This is a genomic window from Lederbergia graminis (genome assembly GCF_042655485.1).
In the GTDB taxonomy this organism is placed as follows: domain Bacteria; phylum Bacillota; class Bacilli; order Bacillales; family Bacillaceae_C; genus Lederbergia; species Lederbergia graminis.
Window position 1 is genome coordinate 156386 of sequence record NZ_JBHSMC010000027.1, and the last position, 17859, is coordinate 174244.

Consider the following 17859-nt stretch of genomic DNA (forward strand, 5'->3'; position numbering starts at 1 on the left):
TGCTACCTATTTTGGTATGAGTTTCTTCCACTCTTCATATATTCTTTTGTATTTGGAGTGATTTTCAACATTTGGTTTTATAACTTTTTCAATATGGATGGAGTCTTTAATTGCTTCCAACGTATGCTCAACGCCTATACCAACAAGTGCTATCCATGCCGCTCCCCATGCAGAGCTTTGCGGGCTCTCTGCAATACAAACCTCTTTTCCAAATATATCGGCTACTAATTGCAACCAAGTCTTTGATCTAGCTAACCCCCCATTTACAAAAATCCGCTCGGGCTCGCCAGCAATTTGTTTAACATCTTGATATATTTCATATAAATTGAGTGTAATCCCCTCTAACACTGCGCGAATAATAAAATTTTGTGTATGTGTAATTTTTAGACCATAGAAACTTCCCGTAGCGTTTTGGTTCCAAATTGGTGCTCTTTCCCCATTAATATACGGAATAAAAAACAAACCATCTGCCCCTACGTTAACAGTTTCAGCTTTTTTTAGAAAATCCTCCATCTCATCTTCGTTATGTAATACTTCCTTTAACCACTGCACTACAATCCCGCCATTATTTGTCGGTCCACCAACAATTTTATATTGCTCTGTAAAAGCATAACAAAATGTTCCCTGCTGCTTACTTAGACGAGAATCTTTCACAAGCTGTCTCACTGCTCCACTCGTTCCAACAGTAATCGCTACTTCTCCAGGCAAAATTGCTCCTATACCTAAATTGGCTAATTGTCCATCTGCAGCTCCAATGACAAAAGGAGTTTCTTTTTGAATCCCTATTTTTTCTGCCACTTCCACTCTTATGCCATTCAATACTTCTGTAGGGGCTACAACATTGGACAACTGCGCTTCCGTAATCCCCGCTAATACCAACGCTTCTTGCTCCCAGCTTAATGTATCTTTGTTAAATAAACCTGTTGCAGACGCCATCGCATAATCTATCATTCTTTCACCAAACCAATGAAATAAAATATATTCTTTCAGTGATATAAAGTGGCTTGCTTGTTTATATGCATTAAATCCAGTTTCTTTCATCCAGATTAGTTTTACAAGAGGAGACATTGGGTGAATTGGAACTCCCGTTTTGTCATACAAACGTGCACCGATTTCCTTCTTTGATAATGCATCCGCTTGCATTTTTGCTCTTCCATCTGACCAAATAAGCGCGTTGGATAATGCAATACCAGTTTCATTGACACAAATAAGTGAGTGCATCGCACAGGAAATACCGATTGCCTTTATCGATTCACGCTTGACCGCGCTATGCTGGATTACATCACGTAATGCTTCAAGTGCTTTGCTCTCCACCTCAACAGGATCTTGCTCTGCCCAACCTGGTTCTGGATAATAAGTGGTTACCAACTTTTCCGCTATCGCCAACACTGTACCATCACGTTGAAAAAGAACAGCCTTCACTGCCGTTGTTCCAATATCCAAACCAACGACTAATTCCATATAATCCCCACCTCCTATTCTATAAACGAAAAGCTGCCCTTGTTACTTAGAGGGCAGCCTTCTTGTTGTATATTATTTATCCATCCATTCAGTATGGAAGATACCTTCTTTGTCAATACGCTCATATGTGTGTGCACCGAAGTAATCGCGTTGTGCTTGCAAAAGATTTGCAGGTAACGTTTCTGTACGGTAGCTGTCATAATATGCAGCTGCACTTGCGAATGATGGTACAGGAATTCCACGCTCTACAGCGATAGAAATTACTTTACGTAATTCTTTTTGGTAGCTCTCCACAATCTCTTTGAAATAAGGGTCTAGCATTAAGTTAGCTAATTCTGGATCACGGTCATATGCATCTTTAATTTTTTGTAAGAATTGCGCACGGATAATACAACCACCACGGAAGATCATTGCAATATCACCGTATTTTAAATCCCAGCCATATTCCTCAGAAGCTACACGCATTTGCGCGAAACCTTGTGCATAGGAACAAATTTTACTCATATAAAGTGCTTTACGTACTGCTTCAATGAGTTCTTTCTTATCTCCATCAAAAGGTGCTACTTCTGGACCAGCCAATACTTTGCTAGCAGCTACACGTTCTTCTTTCATTGCAGAAATAAAGCGTGCAAACACTGACTCTGTAATTAGTGGTAGTGGAACACCTAGGTCAAGCGCGTTTTGACTTGTCCATTTACCTGTTCCTTTTTGGCCTGCAGTATCAAGGATAACATCAACTAGTGGTTTTCCAGTTTCTTCATCCACTTTCTTGAAGATATCTGCAGTAATTTCGATTAAATAACTATCTAATTCACCTTTATTCCAATCAGCAAACACTTCATGAAGCTCTTCAGCACCAAGACCTAATACATGCTTCATAATAAAGTATGCTTCACAAATTAATTGCATGTCGCCATACTCAATACCGTTGTGAACCATTTTCACATAGTGACCTGCACCGTCTGGACCGATATATGTAGTACAAGCATCTCCATCCACTTTAGCGGAAATTGCTTCAAAAATAGGAGCTACAAGCTCATAAGCTTCTTTTTGACCTCCTGGCATAATGGAAGGACCAGTTAGTGCACCTTCTTCTCCACCTGAAACCCCTGTTCCAATGAAGTGTAATCCTGCTTCGCTTAATTCTTTATTACGACGAATTGTATCTTGGAAGAACGTGTTACCTCCATCAATTAAAATATCGCCCTTATCTAAATGAGGTTTTAAAGTTTCAATTGTTGCATCTGTTGCTGCCCCAGCTTTTACCATAAGTAAAATTTTACGTGGTTTTTCTAGTGAATTTACGAATTCTTCTATCGACAATGCACCAACGAAATTTTTACCTTTTGCTTCGTTTTGCATGAAGTCTTCTGTTTTTTCTGATGAGCGGTTGAATACTGCAACCGAATATCCACGGCTCTCAATGTTTAAAGCCAAGTTTTTACCCATTACTGCAAGACCGATAACACCAATTTGCTGTTTTGCCATGATACTAAACTTCCTCCCTCTGTTGTGAGTAAATCCTGTGACTGATTTGCAGGAAAACAGTCAGCATTCTTCATATTTTGATTTTATCATACATTTCTCTCGGTACTTTAACAAGTTGATTGATTGAATTAATTAAAAAATCATATAAATAATATTATTTATTCCCGCTTTCATATAAAAAAGAGAAGGATATTTTTTCCTTCTCCTCATTTTATAATTATATATTTGTTCGAATTGGAATGGAGTCACCTTTCTGTAATATTGGTACTTCCACATTCACGGTATTCGGATATTTTATTCCAGCTCCAGTGTTTAAGACTACAACACGTTCATTATCTTTTATCCACCCTTGCTTCCGTAATTTGCGTGCTGCTACAAATGCACTAGCACCTTCAGGGCAAATGAATGTACCTTCTTTCTCAGCAATTATTTTTTGCTCAGCTACAATTTCACGATCATCTATAGATACTGCACAACCATTAGTTTCGTATAATGCTTCCAATACTAAGAAGTCACCTAAAGCTTTCGGAACATTAATTCCGAAAGCGATTGTTTGTGAATCTGGCCAAAACTCCGACTCTCGCTTGCCTTCTTCCCATGCTCTTACTATTGGTGCACAACCTTCTGCTTGAACAGCTACTAAACGTGGCATTTTCTCTTTATGAACCCATCCGAGCTCTTGTAATTCCTTCCATGCTTTATATATCCCTATTAAACCTACACCGCCACCTGTCGGGTATAGAATAACATCTGGAGCTTCCCAATTAAATTGTTCTGCTATTTCCAACCCCATTGTTTTCTTTCCTTCAATCCGGTAGGGCTCCTTTAACGTGGATGCATCATATATATCAGATGACTGTACTAACCCCGCTACTATCCTTCCAGCATCACTAATTAATCCATCTACTAAATAAAGATTTCCTCCAGCAACTGCACATTCATTTCTTGTAATTTTCGGTGCATCCATTGGCATAACAATTGTTGCACAGATTCCAGCACGTGTAGCGTACAGTGACCATGCTGCACCCGCATTCCCGTTTGTCGGCATTGCTAACTGTTTCACTCCGAGTTCTTTTGCTTTGGATACTCCAACGGCAGCCCCACGTGCTTTAAAAGTCCCTGTCGGAATAATTCCTTCATCCTTCATAAACAATTGTTTAATCCCCATTTGCTTTCCAATTCTATCCATAGGAAGCAAAGGAGTCATTCCTTCTCCCATGGATACAATATTTTTTTCCTTTTTTATTGGTAATAGCTCATGGTAACGCCAAAGATCATTTCTTCTTCCTTTTAAATCAGACGGTTTCAATTCCTGTGTAAGTAAATGCAAGTTGTATTTTACTAACAATGGTGAACCACATGTACATAATTGGTGTGTTGATTCTAAGTTGTAAGTTTTTGTGCATTTTGGACAATAGAGATGCGAAACAAAACTATAAGTCATCGAATCTTACACCCTCCCCAAATACATAGTGATGTTATACTCTTTAATAATAACATAAAGCAACATCACATCCTATATATCTAACAAAAAAACCCTGTTATCTTGTTACTCGATAACAGGGCATATATGTCATTATTCAAAAAGTCGATACTGATTCATTGGTAGTGGTTCAGGTCGTTCACAACCACTCGTAATTGTAATATGTGTTCCAGCTTCAGAAGAATCTTGGAAAGCATGCATTACATCTAGTACATGAAATGCAAGTTTACCACTTGCTCGGTTCTCTCCACCTGTTCTAATGGCATTAGCCATATCAGCAGCCCCTATACCTCTGCTATTCTCAGTGAAGCCATATGTCAATGGAACAGACGACCAGTCAGGATCTCCTGGTCTCTTTATATAAATTGGTCCACCAAACGTATTAGGATCTGGAACAATTAACGTTCCATTCGTCCCATATATTTCAATCCTTGGGAGTTGCGATCCCCATACATCAAAACTTGTAATAATGGAACCAACTGCACCACTTTCAAAATCGAATACCCCAGAGATATGTGTAGGAATTTCTACTGGTACCTTTTGACCTTTTCTAGGTCCTGATCCTATTGTTCTTTCTGAGTATGTAGCTTTTGTAGAACCAGTCACTCGTTTTATCGGACCTAATAAATGTACTAGTGCTGTTAAATAATACGGCCCCATATCAAACATTGGACCTCCACCTTCTACATAGAAGAAGTCAGGATTTGGATGGAACCCTTCCGGACCACTCCCTAACATAAAGGCTGTAGCCCCTAAAGGCTCTCCAATCCAACCATCATCAATTAGTTTACGGCAAGTTTGTAATCCTCCACCTAGGAATGTATCAGGCGCACATCCTACATATAACCCTTTTTCCTTTGCTACTTCGAGAATCTTTAAACCTTCTTCTCTTTTAATAGCTAATGGTTTTTCCACAAATACATGTTTTCCGGCTTCTAGCGCTTTTAATGTTACTGGTGCATGCGCAACTGGAATGGTTAGATTTATCACCATTTCAACTTCATCATCCGCCAATAATTCTTCTGGTAAATAAGCTTTGGAAATATTAAATTGCTCTGCTCTTGCTTTCGCTCGTTCGATATCAATATCCGCAACAGCTACTACTTCAAGATTTTGATAGATGGAGCTTGTGTTTTTAATATAAATCTCACTGATCATACCGCAACCTATAATACCGGTTTTCACTTTTTCCATATCATTTCCCACCATTCTATACTCTAGCTTTTATCATAATTTTAACCTATTTATGTCTAGTATACATTCATAAAATAATAAAAAAAGTAGCATAATAATAATGTTGTAATTTTCCCATAAAAAAAATAATAAAAACGTTTCACTAATACGTTGACTCTTATAATGAAAGCGTATATACTTGACTTATGTCGAAACGTTTCGATAATGTTCGTTATTATACTTTGGAGGTTTATTCATGCAAGAAAATCAATTGCAAGATTTATTAAAGAAAATGACGATTGACGAAAAAGTTGGCCAGCTCCTCCAGCTTGCAATGCCTTTCTTTGAAGGTGCATCACATAGAGGTCATATAACTGGGCCAATGAATGAAATGGGACTTACAGAAGAAGACGTTCGTAATACTGGTTCTGTACTTGGTGGTTCAGGTGCGCGTGAAGTAAAAAACATTCAAGATGCCCACTTAAAAAATAATCGCCTCGGTATCCCACTATTAATGATGGCAGATATCATTCATGGATTTAAAACTATCTTTCCTATACCGCTAGCAATTGGTAGCTCATGGGACCTAGACTTAGCACAAAAAAGTGCTGAGGTTGCTGCTAAGGAAGCTGCTGTTTCTGGTGTACATGTTACATTTGCACCAATGGTGGACCTTGTACGCGATCCTCGTTGGGGCCGTGTGATGGAATCAACTGGTGAAGATCCATATTTAAATAGTGAATATGCAAGAGCATTTGTTAGAGGGTTCCAAGGCAAGAACCTTAAAGAAGATGTAAATCATGTTGCTGCTTGTGTTAAACACTTTGCTGCATATGGTGCTCCTGAAGGTGGACGTGATTATAACACAGTAAACATGTCAGAACGCCAATTACGTGAATCTTATTTACCAGCTTATAAAGCAGCACTTGATGAAGGCTGTGAAATGGTAATGACTGCTTTTAATACAGTTGATGGTATCCCTGCAACAGGTAACGAATTCTTAATGCGCGATATTCTTCGCGATGAATGGGGATTTGACGGTGTTATGATCTCTGATTGGGGAGCTGTGAAGGAATTAATCCCACACGGTGTTGCCGAAGATACTAGAGAAGCAGCGTTAAAAGCATTACGTGCTGGTGTAGATATCGAAATGATGACAGAGTGTTATATCAATAACGTTAAGGATCTAATTGAATCAGGTGAGCTAGATGTTGCTTTACTGGATGAAGCAGTTCTTAGAATTCTTACATTGAAAGATAAACTTGGTTTATTTGAAAACCCATATCGTGGAGCAGATGAACAACTAGAACAAGAAGTTATCCTTTCTGAGCCACATAGAAAAGTTGCACGTGAATTAGCTGCAAAATCTTGTGTACTCTTAAAGAATGAACAAGTATTACCATTATCAACAGATACAAAAGTTGCACTTATTGGTCCGTTTGCTAATAGCGGTAATATCCTTGGTGCTTGGTCTTGGCATGGTCAACCAGAAGATGCTGTAACAATTCAACAAGGAATTGAGCAGAAAATTGATCCTTCCCTTCTCTCTGTTGCAAAAGGTTGTGATATTGAGGCATACAATGGGGAAGATATTCAAGAAGCTCTAGAAGTTGCAAAAGATGCGGAACTAATCGTTTTAGCTCTTGGTGAGTCACCAGGAATGAGTGGTGAAGCAGCTAGTCTTGCAGACATCCGCTTACCTGAAGCACAATTAACATTGATTAAAGAAATGAAAAAACTAAACAAGAAAATCGCAATTGTGTTGTTCAATGGTCGTCCTATTGATTTACACGGAGTAATTGACGAGGCAGATGCTTTATTAGAAGCATGGTTCCCTGGAACAGAAGGTGGCGCTGCAATTGCAGACATTTTATATGGAGATGTAAATCCATCCGGGAAACTTACAATGTCCTTCCCACACTCTGTTGGTCAAGTTCCTGTTTATTACAATCATTTTAATACTGGCCGTCCAAATCTGAATAATGGTGAAGGTTATGTTACGAAGTACCTCGATATTCCAAATGAACCACTACTTCCATTTGGTTATGGTTTAAGTTATACAACATTTGAATATAGTAACCACGCTTTATCAGGTGATGTATTAACTGTTAATGATTCCATTACAGCTTCCGTACAAGTGACAAACACAGGTGAAGTTGCCGGTGAAGAAATTGTTCAATTGTATATTCGTGATGTAGCTGGCGAAGTTGTACGTCCTATGAAGGAACTAAAAGGTTATGAAAAAATCACTCTACAACCTGGTGAAACAAAAACGGTAACATTCACAATTACAGAGGAACAACTTCGTTATTACCATAGCAACCTTGAGTTCACAAGTGATGCTGGAAGATTTGAAGTATTCATCGGTACAAATAGCCGTGACGTTGAAACATTATCTTTTGTATTAAAAAAATAACGGTTATTTAGAGTGTTGTTGATTTCCGCTGCGAAGCATAGGATGTGCTAGTGCAGGCGTTGCCACAGGACGTGGCGACTTTAGCCTGCCAGGCACTCGCTTTCCGCGGGCTACGAAAAGTGAAGGCGACTGTCTAGTGGCGTATGAATTTTCTAGGACACTGACTGAGATAAAGGAATCACGACGAGGTACGAGTCGATGATGACTTATCGTAGGGAAGTGTCCGAAAATTCACTAGCCACTAGGAGCCTGAACTAGACAAGGTTCGGTGAGCCTCCTCGACGCTAACGCGTCTGTGGGGTCTCACCCTGACCCTTTATCCCGCAGGAGTCTCGTGCCTTCCGCTCCAATCAATGTTATAACTCAACAACCTATTGTTTCAACAGGGCTATTAAAAAACAATGTTATAAAGGGAGATAGACATGACTACTAAAAACGTTAAAGCTGCTAATATTGAGTTTTCCTTTTTAAATAGCGGAGACTTAAAAGTAGCAACACATGAACATTTAATGATTAACCAATGGATTGCGAATCCACTTGACGGATCTTTAAACAATATTTACTTACGTATACACAACGGTAACAATATCGACGTTACTCCTTTACTTGGCGTAAATTCCCCAAGCACATTCCTTCAAGCTGACAATCAAGTAGCTTGGAAAGGTGAATACAAAGGTGTAAGCTATCAAGTTACTTTTACACTTACTGATAAAGGTATTTGGTTCTGGGATGTAAAAGTCGAAGGATCAGACGTAGAAATTGACGTCGTTTACGGTCAAGACCTTGCTATTGCTAGCATTGGTGCAGTTCGTAACAACGAAGCATATGTATCTCAATATATTGACCATGCTATTTTTAACGATGACCAACGTGGCTACATTGTTTGCTCACGTCAAAACCAACGTCAACCAGCTGGTTTCTCTTACTTACAACAAGGTTCTTTATCTAAAATTGTTGGTTATTCAACAGATGGTTTCCAATTCTTTGGAAAATCCTATAAAGAAACAAATAAACCAGAAGCTCTATATAATGAAAGTCTTGCTAACGAAGTATATCAATATGAATTTGCTTATACAGCTTTACAAACAGAAAAAGTAACTCTTTCAGGTACTGAACAATTTGTTTTCTATGGCCTATATAAAGAAACTCATGATGATGCAGTTACTTCATTAGAATTCCAAGACGAGCTTTCCGCTGCATGGGAAGAAGTAAGTGGACAACCAGAGCCTACTTTTACTGCTGTTGATAAAGTAGAAAAAACTTCCACTTTCGGAGAGCCACTTCAAACTGTTTCCATGACAAGTGACGAAGTAAAAGAACTATTCCCAAATCGTCATCAAGAAGAATATGACGGAGATACATTACTAGCATTCTTCACAGATACACATGAGCATGTAGTGTTAAAAGAAAAAGAGTTATTAGTTGAACGTCCACATGGACATATTTTAATGAGTGGTAATAATGTTGAAAATATCGATGAAGTGATTACAACTACGTCCTATATGTATGGTATTTTCAACAGCCAATTAGTTATTGGAAACACTTCATTCAATAAGTTCAATACAAATTCACGTAGTCATTTAAACGTAATGAAAACATCAGGCGAACGCATCTACGTAAAATTAGGTGACAAATATCACTTACTAACAATGCCTTCCCTATTTGAAATTGGCTTTAACTATACTAGATGGTATTACAAAACAGAAGAAGAAACATTTATCATTACAAACTTTACAACAGTAGATACAAAACAAGTTCAATTAAACGTTCGTACTGCAAGTGGAAAAGCTTATGAATACTTTGTAACTGATCAAGTAATTATGAGTGCTAATGAATATGAAGCACCATATGTAATGAAACAAGATAATGACACATTAACATTTACTGCTGGAGAAGGTGCACTAAATAAAAATGCATATCCTGAATTAGCATATCGCCTTCGTGTATCTGGTGCAGATTTCGCTGTTGCAGACGAAACAGTTTTTGCTAAAGGTGTAGAGCCAAATGCTGCATCATTACTTGTACTTGATGTAAAATCATCTGCAAACTGGTCGATTACAATTCAAGGTTTACTTCATGGTCAAGAAACTGAATTAGTAGAAGCTGATGAAAATACGGAAATTGAGCGTTACCGTGAATTCTTCAGAGAAACAATGAATGGCTTTGAATTAACTCTTGGAGAATCTACTCCAGATGAAGTTAAAAAATTCAATACAACTGCATGGTGGTATACACATAATATGCTTGTACATTACTCTGTACCACATGGTCTAGAGCAATATAGTGGTGCTGCATGGGGTACACGTGATGTTATGCAAGGACCTGTAGAATACTTCACGGCAACTCAAAAAATGGATGTCGTAAAAACTATTCTGAAAAGAGTATATTCTCACCAATGGATTGACAATGGTAACTGGCCACAATGGTTCATGTTTGACCGTTATCAAAACATTCAAGCTGGCGAAAGCCATGGTGACATTATCGTATGGCCATTGAAAGTATTAGGTGACTATCTAGCTGTTACAAAAGACTTCAGCATTTTAGAAGAAAAAGTCCCTTACACGAAACATGGTTCATTCCAATTCACAGAAGAAACAGCAACTATTTATGAACATGCACAAAAGGAAATTGAATATATTAAAAATAATTTCCTTCATGATACGTATTTATCTTCTTATGGTGATGGTGACTGGGATGATACATTACAACCAGCTAATCAACAATTGAAGAAATATATGGCAAGTAGCTGGACTGTTGCATTGACTTACCAAGCAATAAGCAAACTTGCTAATGCATTAGAAAGCAATAAACCAGAAGAAGCGAAAGAATTACACGAGCTTGCTGAGAATATTAAAGCAGACTTCCAAAAATATATGGAACCATCTAAAGTCATTCCTGGATTTGTCTACATGGAAACACCAGATAAACCAGAAAAAATGCTACATCCAGATGATACAAAAACTGGAATTAAATATCGCTTACTTCCATTAAAACGTGGAATTATTAGTGAAATGTTAACTCCAGAACAAGCGGAAGCAAATTATCAACTTATTCAAGAAAAATTCCTTAGCCCTGACGGTGTACGCTTAATGGATCGCCCTGCAAACTACAAAGGTGGAGTAAGTACTCATTTCCAACGTGCAGAACAAGCAGCAAACTTCGGTCGTGAAGTTGGTGTACTTTACGTTCACGCTCATCTTCGCTATATCGAAGCAATGGCGAAACTAGGAAAAGCTACAGACGCATGGAAAGCCCTTGAAGTAGTTAACCCAGTTAGCATTAAGAAAGCAGTTCCGAACGCTGAATATCGTCAAAGTAATTCTTACTTCAGTAGTTCTGATGGTAAATTTAATACACGATATGAAGCACAAGAGCGTTTCAGTGAACTAAGAGCTGGTTCTGTACCAGTTAAAGGTGGATGGAGAATCTACTCAAGCGGCCCTGGAATCTACGTTAATCAATTAGTTTCTAACGTACTAGGTATTCGTTTTGAAGGTGGAAATCTAATTATCGACCCAGTACTTCCTGAAAACCTTGATGGATTACACTTCAACTTTGAAATTGCTGGTAAGCCAGTAACTTTCGTTTACCACTTAACTAGCGGTAACGACTTCTCTGTTAAGATTAATGGTAAAGCGGTAGAAGGAGAAAGAATTGGTAACACATACCGTAAAGGCGGACTAAGCATTACAAAAGAGAACTACGAAGCATTATTAAATAACGAGAAGAATGTTATTGAAATCTCAATGTAATCTTCTGGTTTAAGCACATCTAAAAGGCGGCGGTTCACAATACCGTCGCTTTTTCGTTAAAAATGACCGTTCTGCTATTGTAAAATATTGTGAATAGATTTAGGATTTAATATAGGTGGTATTGTAGGATTGGAGAGAATGTAATAATGGTAAGTATTAAAGACATTGCAAAGCAAGCAGGTGTCGCGATTTCAACTGTTTCTTATGCACTAAATGGCAGTCCAAAAGTAACAGAAGAAACACGCGCAAAAATTCTTGCCGTTGCAAAAGAATTAAATTACGTTCCAAATGCAGCAGCAAGAACATTAAAAAAACGAAAAACAAAAATTATCGGTGCTTTCTTAACAGATTATGGTGGTTCCTTCTTTGGGGAATTACTAAGAGGTATGCGTAAAACATTAAACGAAAAAGGCTATGATTTAATTGTATGTACTGGAAAAGAATCGCATCGCTTTCTCCCAGAAGGTATTATTGATGGGGCCATTATATTAGATGCTCACTTCCCCGATGAAGAGATCATTACGTATGCTGATAGAGGTCACCGTATTATCGTGTTAGACCGTGAAATAGATCATCCTAATATTGAACGTGTTCTATTAGACAATGAAATGGGTGCAGAACTAGCAATTAACTTCCTATTAAATAATGGACATAAAAACTTTGTAATCTTGACTGGATCTAAGGAATCATATGACTCTAACAGAAGATTAAAAGCTGTTAAGGAGATTTTTTCTCGATACCCTTCACTTAACCTCACCATAATTCCAGGTGACTTTGACAAAGCATCTGGTGAAAGAGCAGCTAAACACATCCTTGCAAATTATGCGGAGCCAGTTGCAGTATTTAGTTTTAATGATGAAATGGCAATTGGAATATATAACTACTTAGAACAATCTCAATACAATGTTGGTGAACATGTTCATATCATTGGATTTGATAATATCGAACTATCTAACTATACACGTCCACGTCTTGCCACTATTCATTATTCAAAAGAAGATTGGGGAAAAGCAGCAGCTGAACAGCTTTTAAAACTAATCAAGAAAGAAAAAACAGAACGACAAAAAATTTCAGTGGAATTATTAGAAGGAGAATCGGTTCAAAAACTTTCATAAAAAGAAAGTTTGAAAGCGGTATTACGAACAATAGAAACCCCTAGGAAATTGAATTCCTAGGGGTTTCTATTGTATATATTACTGTAATTCAGCCATTGCTTCAGCATATTTGTCGTTTGCTAATTTATTCAATTGATCCGCATAATCTTCAATTTTCAATTGCCCGTTCAATATCGCATCCATCAATTGGCCAATCGTTGCATTATCGTGTTCTCCAACACTTACACCAGTTGGTGCCTCCCATTTTGATTGGATATAGCCAGGAACGGTTTTAAATGGTTCTAAAATAGCTTCATCAATTCTTTCATATGCTTTACGAATTCCTGGAACTGGTGCTTGAGCAAAATACTCATCTAAAATCTCCTGATCCGTGTTAATAGGTAATCCACTAACCACCATTCCATTTTCTGCAGCGATTTCCATACGTTTCATAAAGCCTTCTTTACCATATGACATGTACTTAGCAAATAAAAATGCTTCTTCCGGATGGTTTGTAGTTTTAGATATACCTAGAAGGTCGTTCGTAATCGCAACTTTTCCTCCAGGAAGTCCGATAAAGTCAAAATCAAAATCAGCATTTTCTGTAAAACCACCTACAGCCCAGGAACCGTCCCATTTAACGCCCATGTCGCCTGCAAACCAAACTTGAGTTCCATCTTCACCTGAGAAATTAGCTTTCTGCTCATCTGTTAAATAAGCATATGCATAACCGTTAGTTACTAGTTCAGTAGCAAACTTCACACCTGCAATAAACTCCTTACTATCTAATTGATAGGAACCATCATTATACGTATACCATCCTAAATCTGGATTAACTGCTGCTGGATACCAATCAGGAATAGATCCTGCATCTTGCGTTCCAATTTTACCTTCACTAATATTTGTTATATCTCTAATAGCTTGTGCAAACTCCTCTACAGATGAATCCATCGTAGGATAATCTATATTTGCTTGGTTAAAAAGATCTTTATTAACAAAATATCCTAACATACTTTGTGAATGTGGTACTGCAACAATTTGATTATTAAATTCTGTTGATTGACGAACAATTTGCGGAACGTTTTGGAAATCCGGGTCATTCTCTGCCATCACAGTTATATCTAATAACCAATCATTCGCCAGTCCTAATGGCATATTAGTAAGAGCGAAAACATCCGGCATATTATTCGCACTAGCTGCTACCGCTAATTGCTCATTCCAATCTCCAGTGATTTCTTTAATTTCTACCTTAATATTTGGGTAATCCCTTTGAAACTGTTGAATTAAAAGACGCTCTAAGTTCATCTCTTCTTCTGTTCCAACGCTCCAGTTAGAATATGAGATTGTCACTTGCTCTGTTTTCTCTTCGTCTGAATTCCCTTTTTTACCTTCATCTTTTTTCTCTGTCTTCTCTGAACCAGAACATGCAGCTAGGACAAATACTAAACATAAAACAGCTAATAACGAGAACAATTTTTTCATTAAAATCACTCCTGCTCTATTTTTTTATGCCAAAATGATTATTCCCTTTTCAGGGCCCCCCAACGCTCTCATAGCATTAACCAGCGAAAGCAAATACTATCCCTTCACCCCCAAGATTATGTGAAACGTTTCAAAATGAATGTAAAAAATATACAATTCATATTATTTCGAAACGTTTCTATAGATATATTATATCACAGGGAGTAAACGCTTTCAATATTTATATTTGAAATTTATTATATTTTTATAGACAAAAGGCTCTATATAAAATAGGACCTTTTGTCTACATTTGTTATTTTAATGCATCTAAAGCTTCTTGATATCTATCATTTGCAATTCTATTGATTTCTGATGCGTAATCTTCGATTTTTATATCACCAGTAATAAATTCATTGATTAGATCAGACATTGGAGCATTTTCAATATCACCAATTTTAATACCTGTTGGAGCTGCCCATCTAGATTGAACATATCCTGGTACTGTTTTCAACTATTATACAATTCTATTAAACAATATACTTCCACTACTTTATATATAGAAACATTTGATTAACTCACTAAGAAAAACAACCCCCGATTTTATATTACCGGAGGTCATTAAACGTATTAACTTAGTTTTCTAAAGCAGCTACTGCTTCTTCATATTTTGCATTTGCAAGATCATTAAGCTGTGTTGCGTAATCCTCTATTTTCAACTCGCCCTTTATGATAGCATCAAGTAACTGCCCAATAGTAGCATTTTCATGTTCGCCAACTTTTACGCCAGTTGGAGCATGCCATCTTGATTGTGCATAACCTGGAACTGTTTTAACAGGCTCTAGAATTGCCTCATCTAATCTCTCATATGCCTTTTGAATACCAGGTACTGGAGCTTGTGCAAAATATTCGTCTAAAATTTCTTGATCAGTATTAACTGGTAATGTGTTTACGACTTTACCATTCTCAGCTGCAAGTTCCATACGCTTCATAAATCCTTCTTTACCAAAGGACATATACTTAGCAAAGATAAATGCTTCTTCTGCATGCTTAGTTGTTTGTGAAATTCCAAGTAAGTCATTTGTAATTACAATCTTACCTCCTGGAATTCCGATAAAGTCAAATTCAAAGCTTGAATTTTCAACTAAACTACTTACTGCCCAAGAACCATCCCATTTAATACCAATGTCACCTTCAAACCAAACTTGGTTGCCATCTTCACCTTTAAAGTTTGCTTTTTGTTCATCTGTTAAATTATCATAGGAATAGCCATTTGTTACTACTTCATTTGCAAATTTTACACCTGCAATGTATTCTGAACTATTTAATTCATACTTACCATCTGTGTATGTGTACCAACCCGAATCTGGATTTGCAGCAGCAGGATACCAGTCAGCAATAGATCCAGCATTTTGAAGTCCAATTACTCCTGCTTGAACATTTGTAATATCTTTTACTGCAGCTTCAAATTCTTCCACTGTAGAATCCATTGTTGGATAATCTAAGTTTGCTTCATTATAAAGGTCTTTGTTAACAAAATATCCAAGGAAATGCTGTGCAAAAGGTAAAGCTACAATTTGCTTATTATATTCTGTTGACTGACGTACAACTTGAGGTACATTACCAAAATCAGTATCATTTTCTGCCATTACCGTAACATCTAACACCCAATCATTTGATAGTGCTAGTGGAAGGTCAGGAACAGCAAAAACGTCCGGCATATTATTTGCACTTGCTGCCGCAGCTAATTGTTCATTCCAGTTTCCGGAAATCTCATAAAGTTCAACTTTAATATGCGGATAGTCTCTTTGGAATTGTTCTAACATAAGGCGTTCTAAGTTCATTTCTTCTTCTGTTCCAAGATTCCAGTGTGCATATGAAATTGTCACTTCTTCTTTCTTGTCGTTGGAATCTCCTTTTTTGTTACCGCTGTCATTTTTACCTGACGATTCAGAGCCAGAGCAAGCCGCTAAAACGAAAATAAGTACCGAAATAGCTAATAATGAAAATACCTTTTTCATGAAATATCATCCCCTATTTTTATAATTTTACTAGAATAAAACACCTTATAGTTCCCCCATTTAAGTCTGCAATATCCCTCCTGTTGCTCTAGCTCGAAACGTTTCGAAATAGTCTAAAAAAAATAATACTTTAGTTCCTTGATATTTATTGAAACGTTTCTATGAATCTATTATAGCACTTTCAGTAATCGCTTTCAATATATTTTTTCAAAAAAAAAGATTTTACTGAATAGCAATAGTAGATGCTGTATACTTTAATAAAAGTTGCATTAAGTGAAGGAGGATCATTGTGTTATTCCAATTAAAAGACATCCAAAGCAGAGCGGCTACTTCCGAAAATACGCAAGCAGAAAAAGGCGCTGGTGGAAAAACAAATAACGGAAGAAAAGGTTCGCCTTGTATTGAAAATTTTAAAGCAGGGGAAACTCATATTTTACTAGATACAGAAGGCCCTGGGATGGTTCGCCATATTTGGTGTACGCTCACCCCAGGAAATATATTCTATATGCGTAATGTCATCATTCGTATGTATTGGGATAATCAAGAACATCCCAGTGTAGAAGTTCCAATTGGTGATTTTTTTGGAATTGCCCATGGTCGTCAAAAAAATATGGTAACAGAATATGTTAGTATGCAAGATGGCAAAGGGTTTAATTGCTGGATTCCAATGCCCTTTAAAACAAATGCTCGCATTACAGTAGAAAATGACGGGGATGAAGATATTCCTTTATTCTTTTACCAAATAGATTTTACTTTAGGGGACAAATATGATGAAAATACTGGCTATTTCCATGCTCAATTCAGAAGATCCAACCCATGTCCTATGCATGAAGACTATACTATACTGGATGGTGTGAAGGGAAAAGGAGTTTATCTTGGAACGGTGCTTGGAATCCGCTCCCTATTTAATGATGCATGGTGGGGAGAAGGAGAAGTAAAGTTTTTCCTAGATGGGGATTCAACGTATCCAACTATTTGTGGTACAGGTGCAGAAGATTACATGGGTTCTGCCTGGGGATTAGATGAAATAATTACGCCATTTCAAGGTGCACCACTCGTCGATAAAGAAAATGGCCTCTATTCTATCTATCGTTTCCATATTAAAGATCCCATCTATTTCCAAGAGGATATTAAAGTAACTGTTCAGCAAATTGGTTATGGCCTGAATGAACCAGCCATTAAGCATTATGGAAAGGACTTTGTAAACTACCGAGCAATGGGAACACCTGAAGGAAGTAATGTAAGCTACTTTGAAAGAAGTGATGATTATTGCAGCACCGCATATTGGTACCAAACCATTCCGAGTATGCGATTTCCTACTCTACCAAATCGAGAACAACGTAGTGCTGATTTATTAGAAAAAAACGTACAGGACAAAGTGAAACGCTCTGATATCTGATTTTCATTAAAACATACTAAGATTAGTGGGTAAGGTCATCGACGGATGATTTTGCCCACTATTTTTCATTTTAGAGTTATAGTGAGAAGTGAAAGAAAGCTCGACCAGCCTCTG

At 37.3% G+C, this 17859-nt stretch carries 11 protein-coding genes; 4 read left to right on the forward strand and 7 right to left on the reverse strand.

Annotation, left to right across the window (positions count from 1 at the left end):
* Window positions 1-6 precede the first annotated feature (6 nt).
* From ACFPM4_RS17750 to ACFPM4_RS17765, 4 genes are all read right to left on the reverse strand, one after another.
* Window positions 7-1461 carry a gluconokinase gene (locus tag ACFPM4_RS17750; RefSeq protein ID WP_382354774.1) on the reverse strand — a complete coding sequence of 485 codons (1455 nt, stop codon included), beginning with the start codon at window positions 1459-1461 and terminating at the stop codon, window positions 7-9.
* 72 nt (window positions 1462-1533) lie between these two features.
* Window positions 1534-2949, reverse strand: coding sequence for an NADP-dependent phosphogluconate dehydrogenase (gene gndA / locus ACFPM4_RS17755; RefSeq protein ID WP_144925840.1), 1416 nt, complete (start codon window positions 2947-2949; stop codon window positions 1534-1536).
* A gap of 217 nt (window positions 2950-3166) precedes the next feature.
* Window positions 3167-4393, reverse strand: a complete 1227-nt coding sequence (locus ACFPM4_RS17760) for a threonine synthase (protein ID WP_382354777.1) — start codon at window positions 4391-4393, stop codon at window positions 3167-3169.
* A gap of 132 nt (window positions 4394-4525) precedes the next feature.
* Window positions 4526-5626, reverse strand: a complete 1101-nt coding sequence (locus ACFPM4_RS17765; protein WP_144925846.1) for a Gfo/Idh/MocA family protein — start codon at window positions 5624-5626, stop codon at window positions 4526-4528.
* A gap of 235 nt (window positions 5627-5861) precedes the next feature.
* On the opposite strand from ACFPM4_RS17765, the gene ACFPM4_RS17770 reads away from it, so the two are divergent.
* The 3 genes from ACFPM4_RS17770 to ACFPM4_RS17780 all read left to right on the forward strand — a co-directional run bounded on the left by ACFPM4_RS17770 (window position 5862) and on the right by ACFPM4_RS17780 (window position 12888).
* Entirely contained in the window at window positions 5862-8021 is a 2160-nt protein-coding gene (locus ACFPM4_RS17770) for a glycoside hydrolase family 3 N-terminal domain-containing protein (protein ID WP_382354780.1), read from the forward strand.
* 422 nt (window positions 8022-8443) lie between these two features.
* Window positions 8444-11773: a GH36-type glycosyl hydrolase domain-containing protein gene (locus ACFPM4_RS17775; protein ID WP_382354783.1), complete on the forward strand. Its 3330-nt coding sequence runs from the start codon at window positions 8444-8446 to the stop codon at window positions 11771-11773.
* Between the two features lie 146 nt (window positions 11774-11919).
* The gene (locus ACFPM4_RS17780) at window positions 11920-12888 is read left to right on the forward strand and encodes a LacI family DNA-binding transcriptional regulator (RefSeq protein WP_144925855.1); all 969 of its coding nucleotides are present in this window, start codon (window positions 11920-11922) and stop codon (window positions 12886-12888) included.
* Between the two features lie 78 nt (window positions 12889-12966).
* Here ACFPM4_RS17780 and ACFPM4_RS17785 read toward each other — a convergent pair whose 3' ends face one another.
* The 3 genes from ACFPM4_RS17785 to ACFPM4_RS17795 all read right to left on the reverse strand — a co-directional run bounded on the left by ACFPM4_RS17785 (window position 12967) and on the right by ACFPM4_RS17795 (window position 16346).
* A complete protein-coding gene (locus ACFPM4_RS17785) occupies window positions 12967-14349 on the reverse strand; it encodes an ABC transporter substrate-binding protein (RefSeq protein WP_382354787.1) in 1383 nt (460 codons plus the stop codon).
* 292 nt (window positions 14350-14641) lie between these two features.
* Complete coding sequence (locus ACFPM4_RS17790; protein ID WP_144925861.1) at window positions 14642-14839, reverse strand: hypothetical protein; 198 nt, start codon at window positions 14837-14839, stop codon at window positions 14642-14644.
* A gap of 121 nt (window positions 14840-14960) precedes the next feature.
* Window positions 14961-16346, reverse strand: a complete 1386-nt coding sequence (locus ACFPM4_RS17795) for an ABC transporter substrate-binding protein (protein WP_382354790.1) — start codon at window positions 16344-16346, stop codon at window positions 14961-14963.
* A 289-nt stretch (window positions 16347-16635) separates the two neighbouring features.
* On the opposite strand from ACFPM4_RS17795, the gene ACFPM4_RS17800 reads away from it, so the two are divergent.
* Window positions 16636-17745 carry a glycoside hydrolase family 172 protein gene (locus tag ACFPM4_RS17800; protein ID WP_382354793.1) on the forward strand — a complete coding sequence of 370 codons (1110 nt, stop codon included), beginning with the start codon at window positions 16636-16638 and terminating at the stop codon, window positions 17743-17745.
* Window positions 17746-17859 lie beyond the last annotated feature (114 nt).

Coding starts and splice junctions, on each gene's coding strand:
- gndA (WP_144925840.1), bottom strand. CDS start 2,949: ATGGCAAAACAGCAAATTGGTGTTATCGGTCTTGCAGTAATGGGTAAA.
- ACFPM4_RS17780 (WP_144925855.1), top strand. CDS start 11,920: ATGGTAAGTATTAAAGACATTGCAAAGCAAGCAGGTGTCGCGATTTCA.
- ACFPM4_RS17750 (WP_382354774.1), bottom strand. CDS start 1,461: ATGGAATTAGTCGTTGGTTTGGATATTGGAACAACGGCAGTGAAGGCT.
- ACFPM4_RS17760 (WP_382354777.1), bottom strand. CDS start 4,393: ATGACTTATAGTTTTGTTTCGCATCTCTATTGTCCAAAATGCACAAAA.
- ACFPM4_RS17765 (WP_144925846.1), bottom strand. CDS start 5,626: ATGGAAAAAGTGAAAACCGGTATTATAGGTTGCGGTATGATCAGTGAG.
- ACFPM4_RS17785 (WP_382354787.1), bottom strand. CDS start 14,349: ATGAAAAAATTGTTCTCGTTATTAGCTGTTTTATGTTTAGTATTTGTC.
- ACFPM4_RS17795 (WP_382354790.1), bottom strand. CDS start 16,346: ATGAAAAAGGTATTTTCATTATTAGCTATTTCGGTACTTATTTTCGTT.
- ACFPM4_RS17770 (WP_382354780.1), top strand. CDS start 5,862: ATGCAAGAAAATCAATTGCAAGATTTATTAAAGAAAATGACGATTGAC.
- ACFPM4_RS17775 (WP_382354783.1), top strand. CDS start 8,444: ATGACTACTAAAAACGTTAAAGCTGCTAATATTGAGTTTTCCTTTTTA.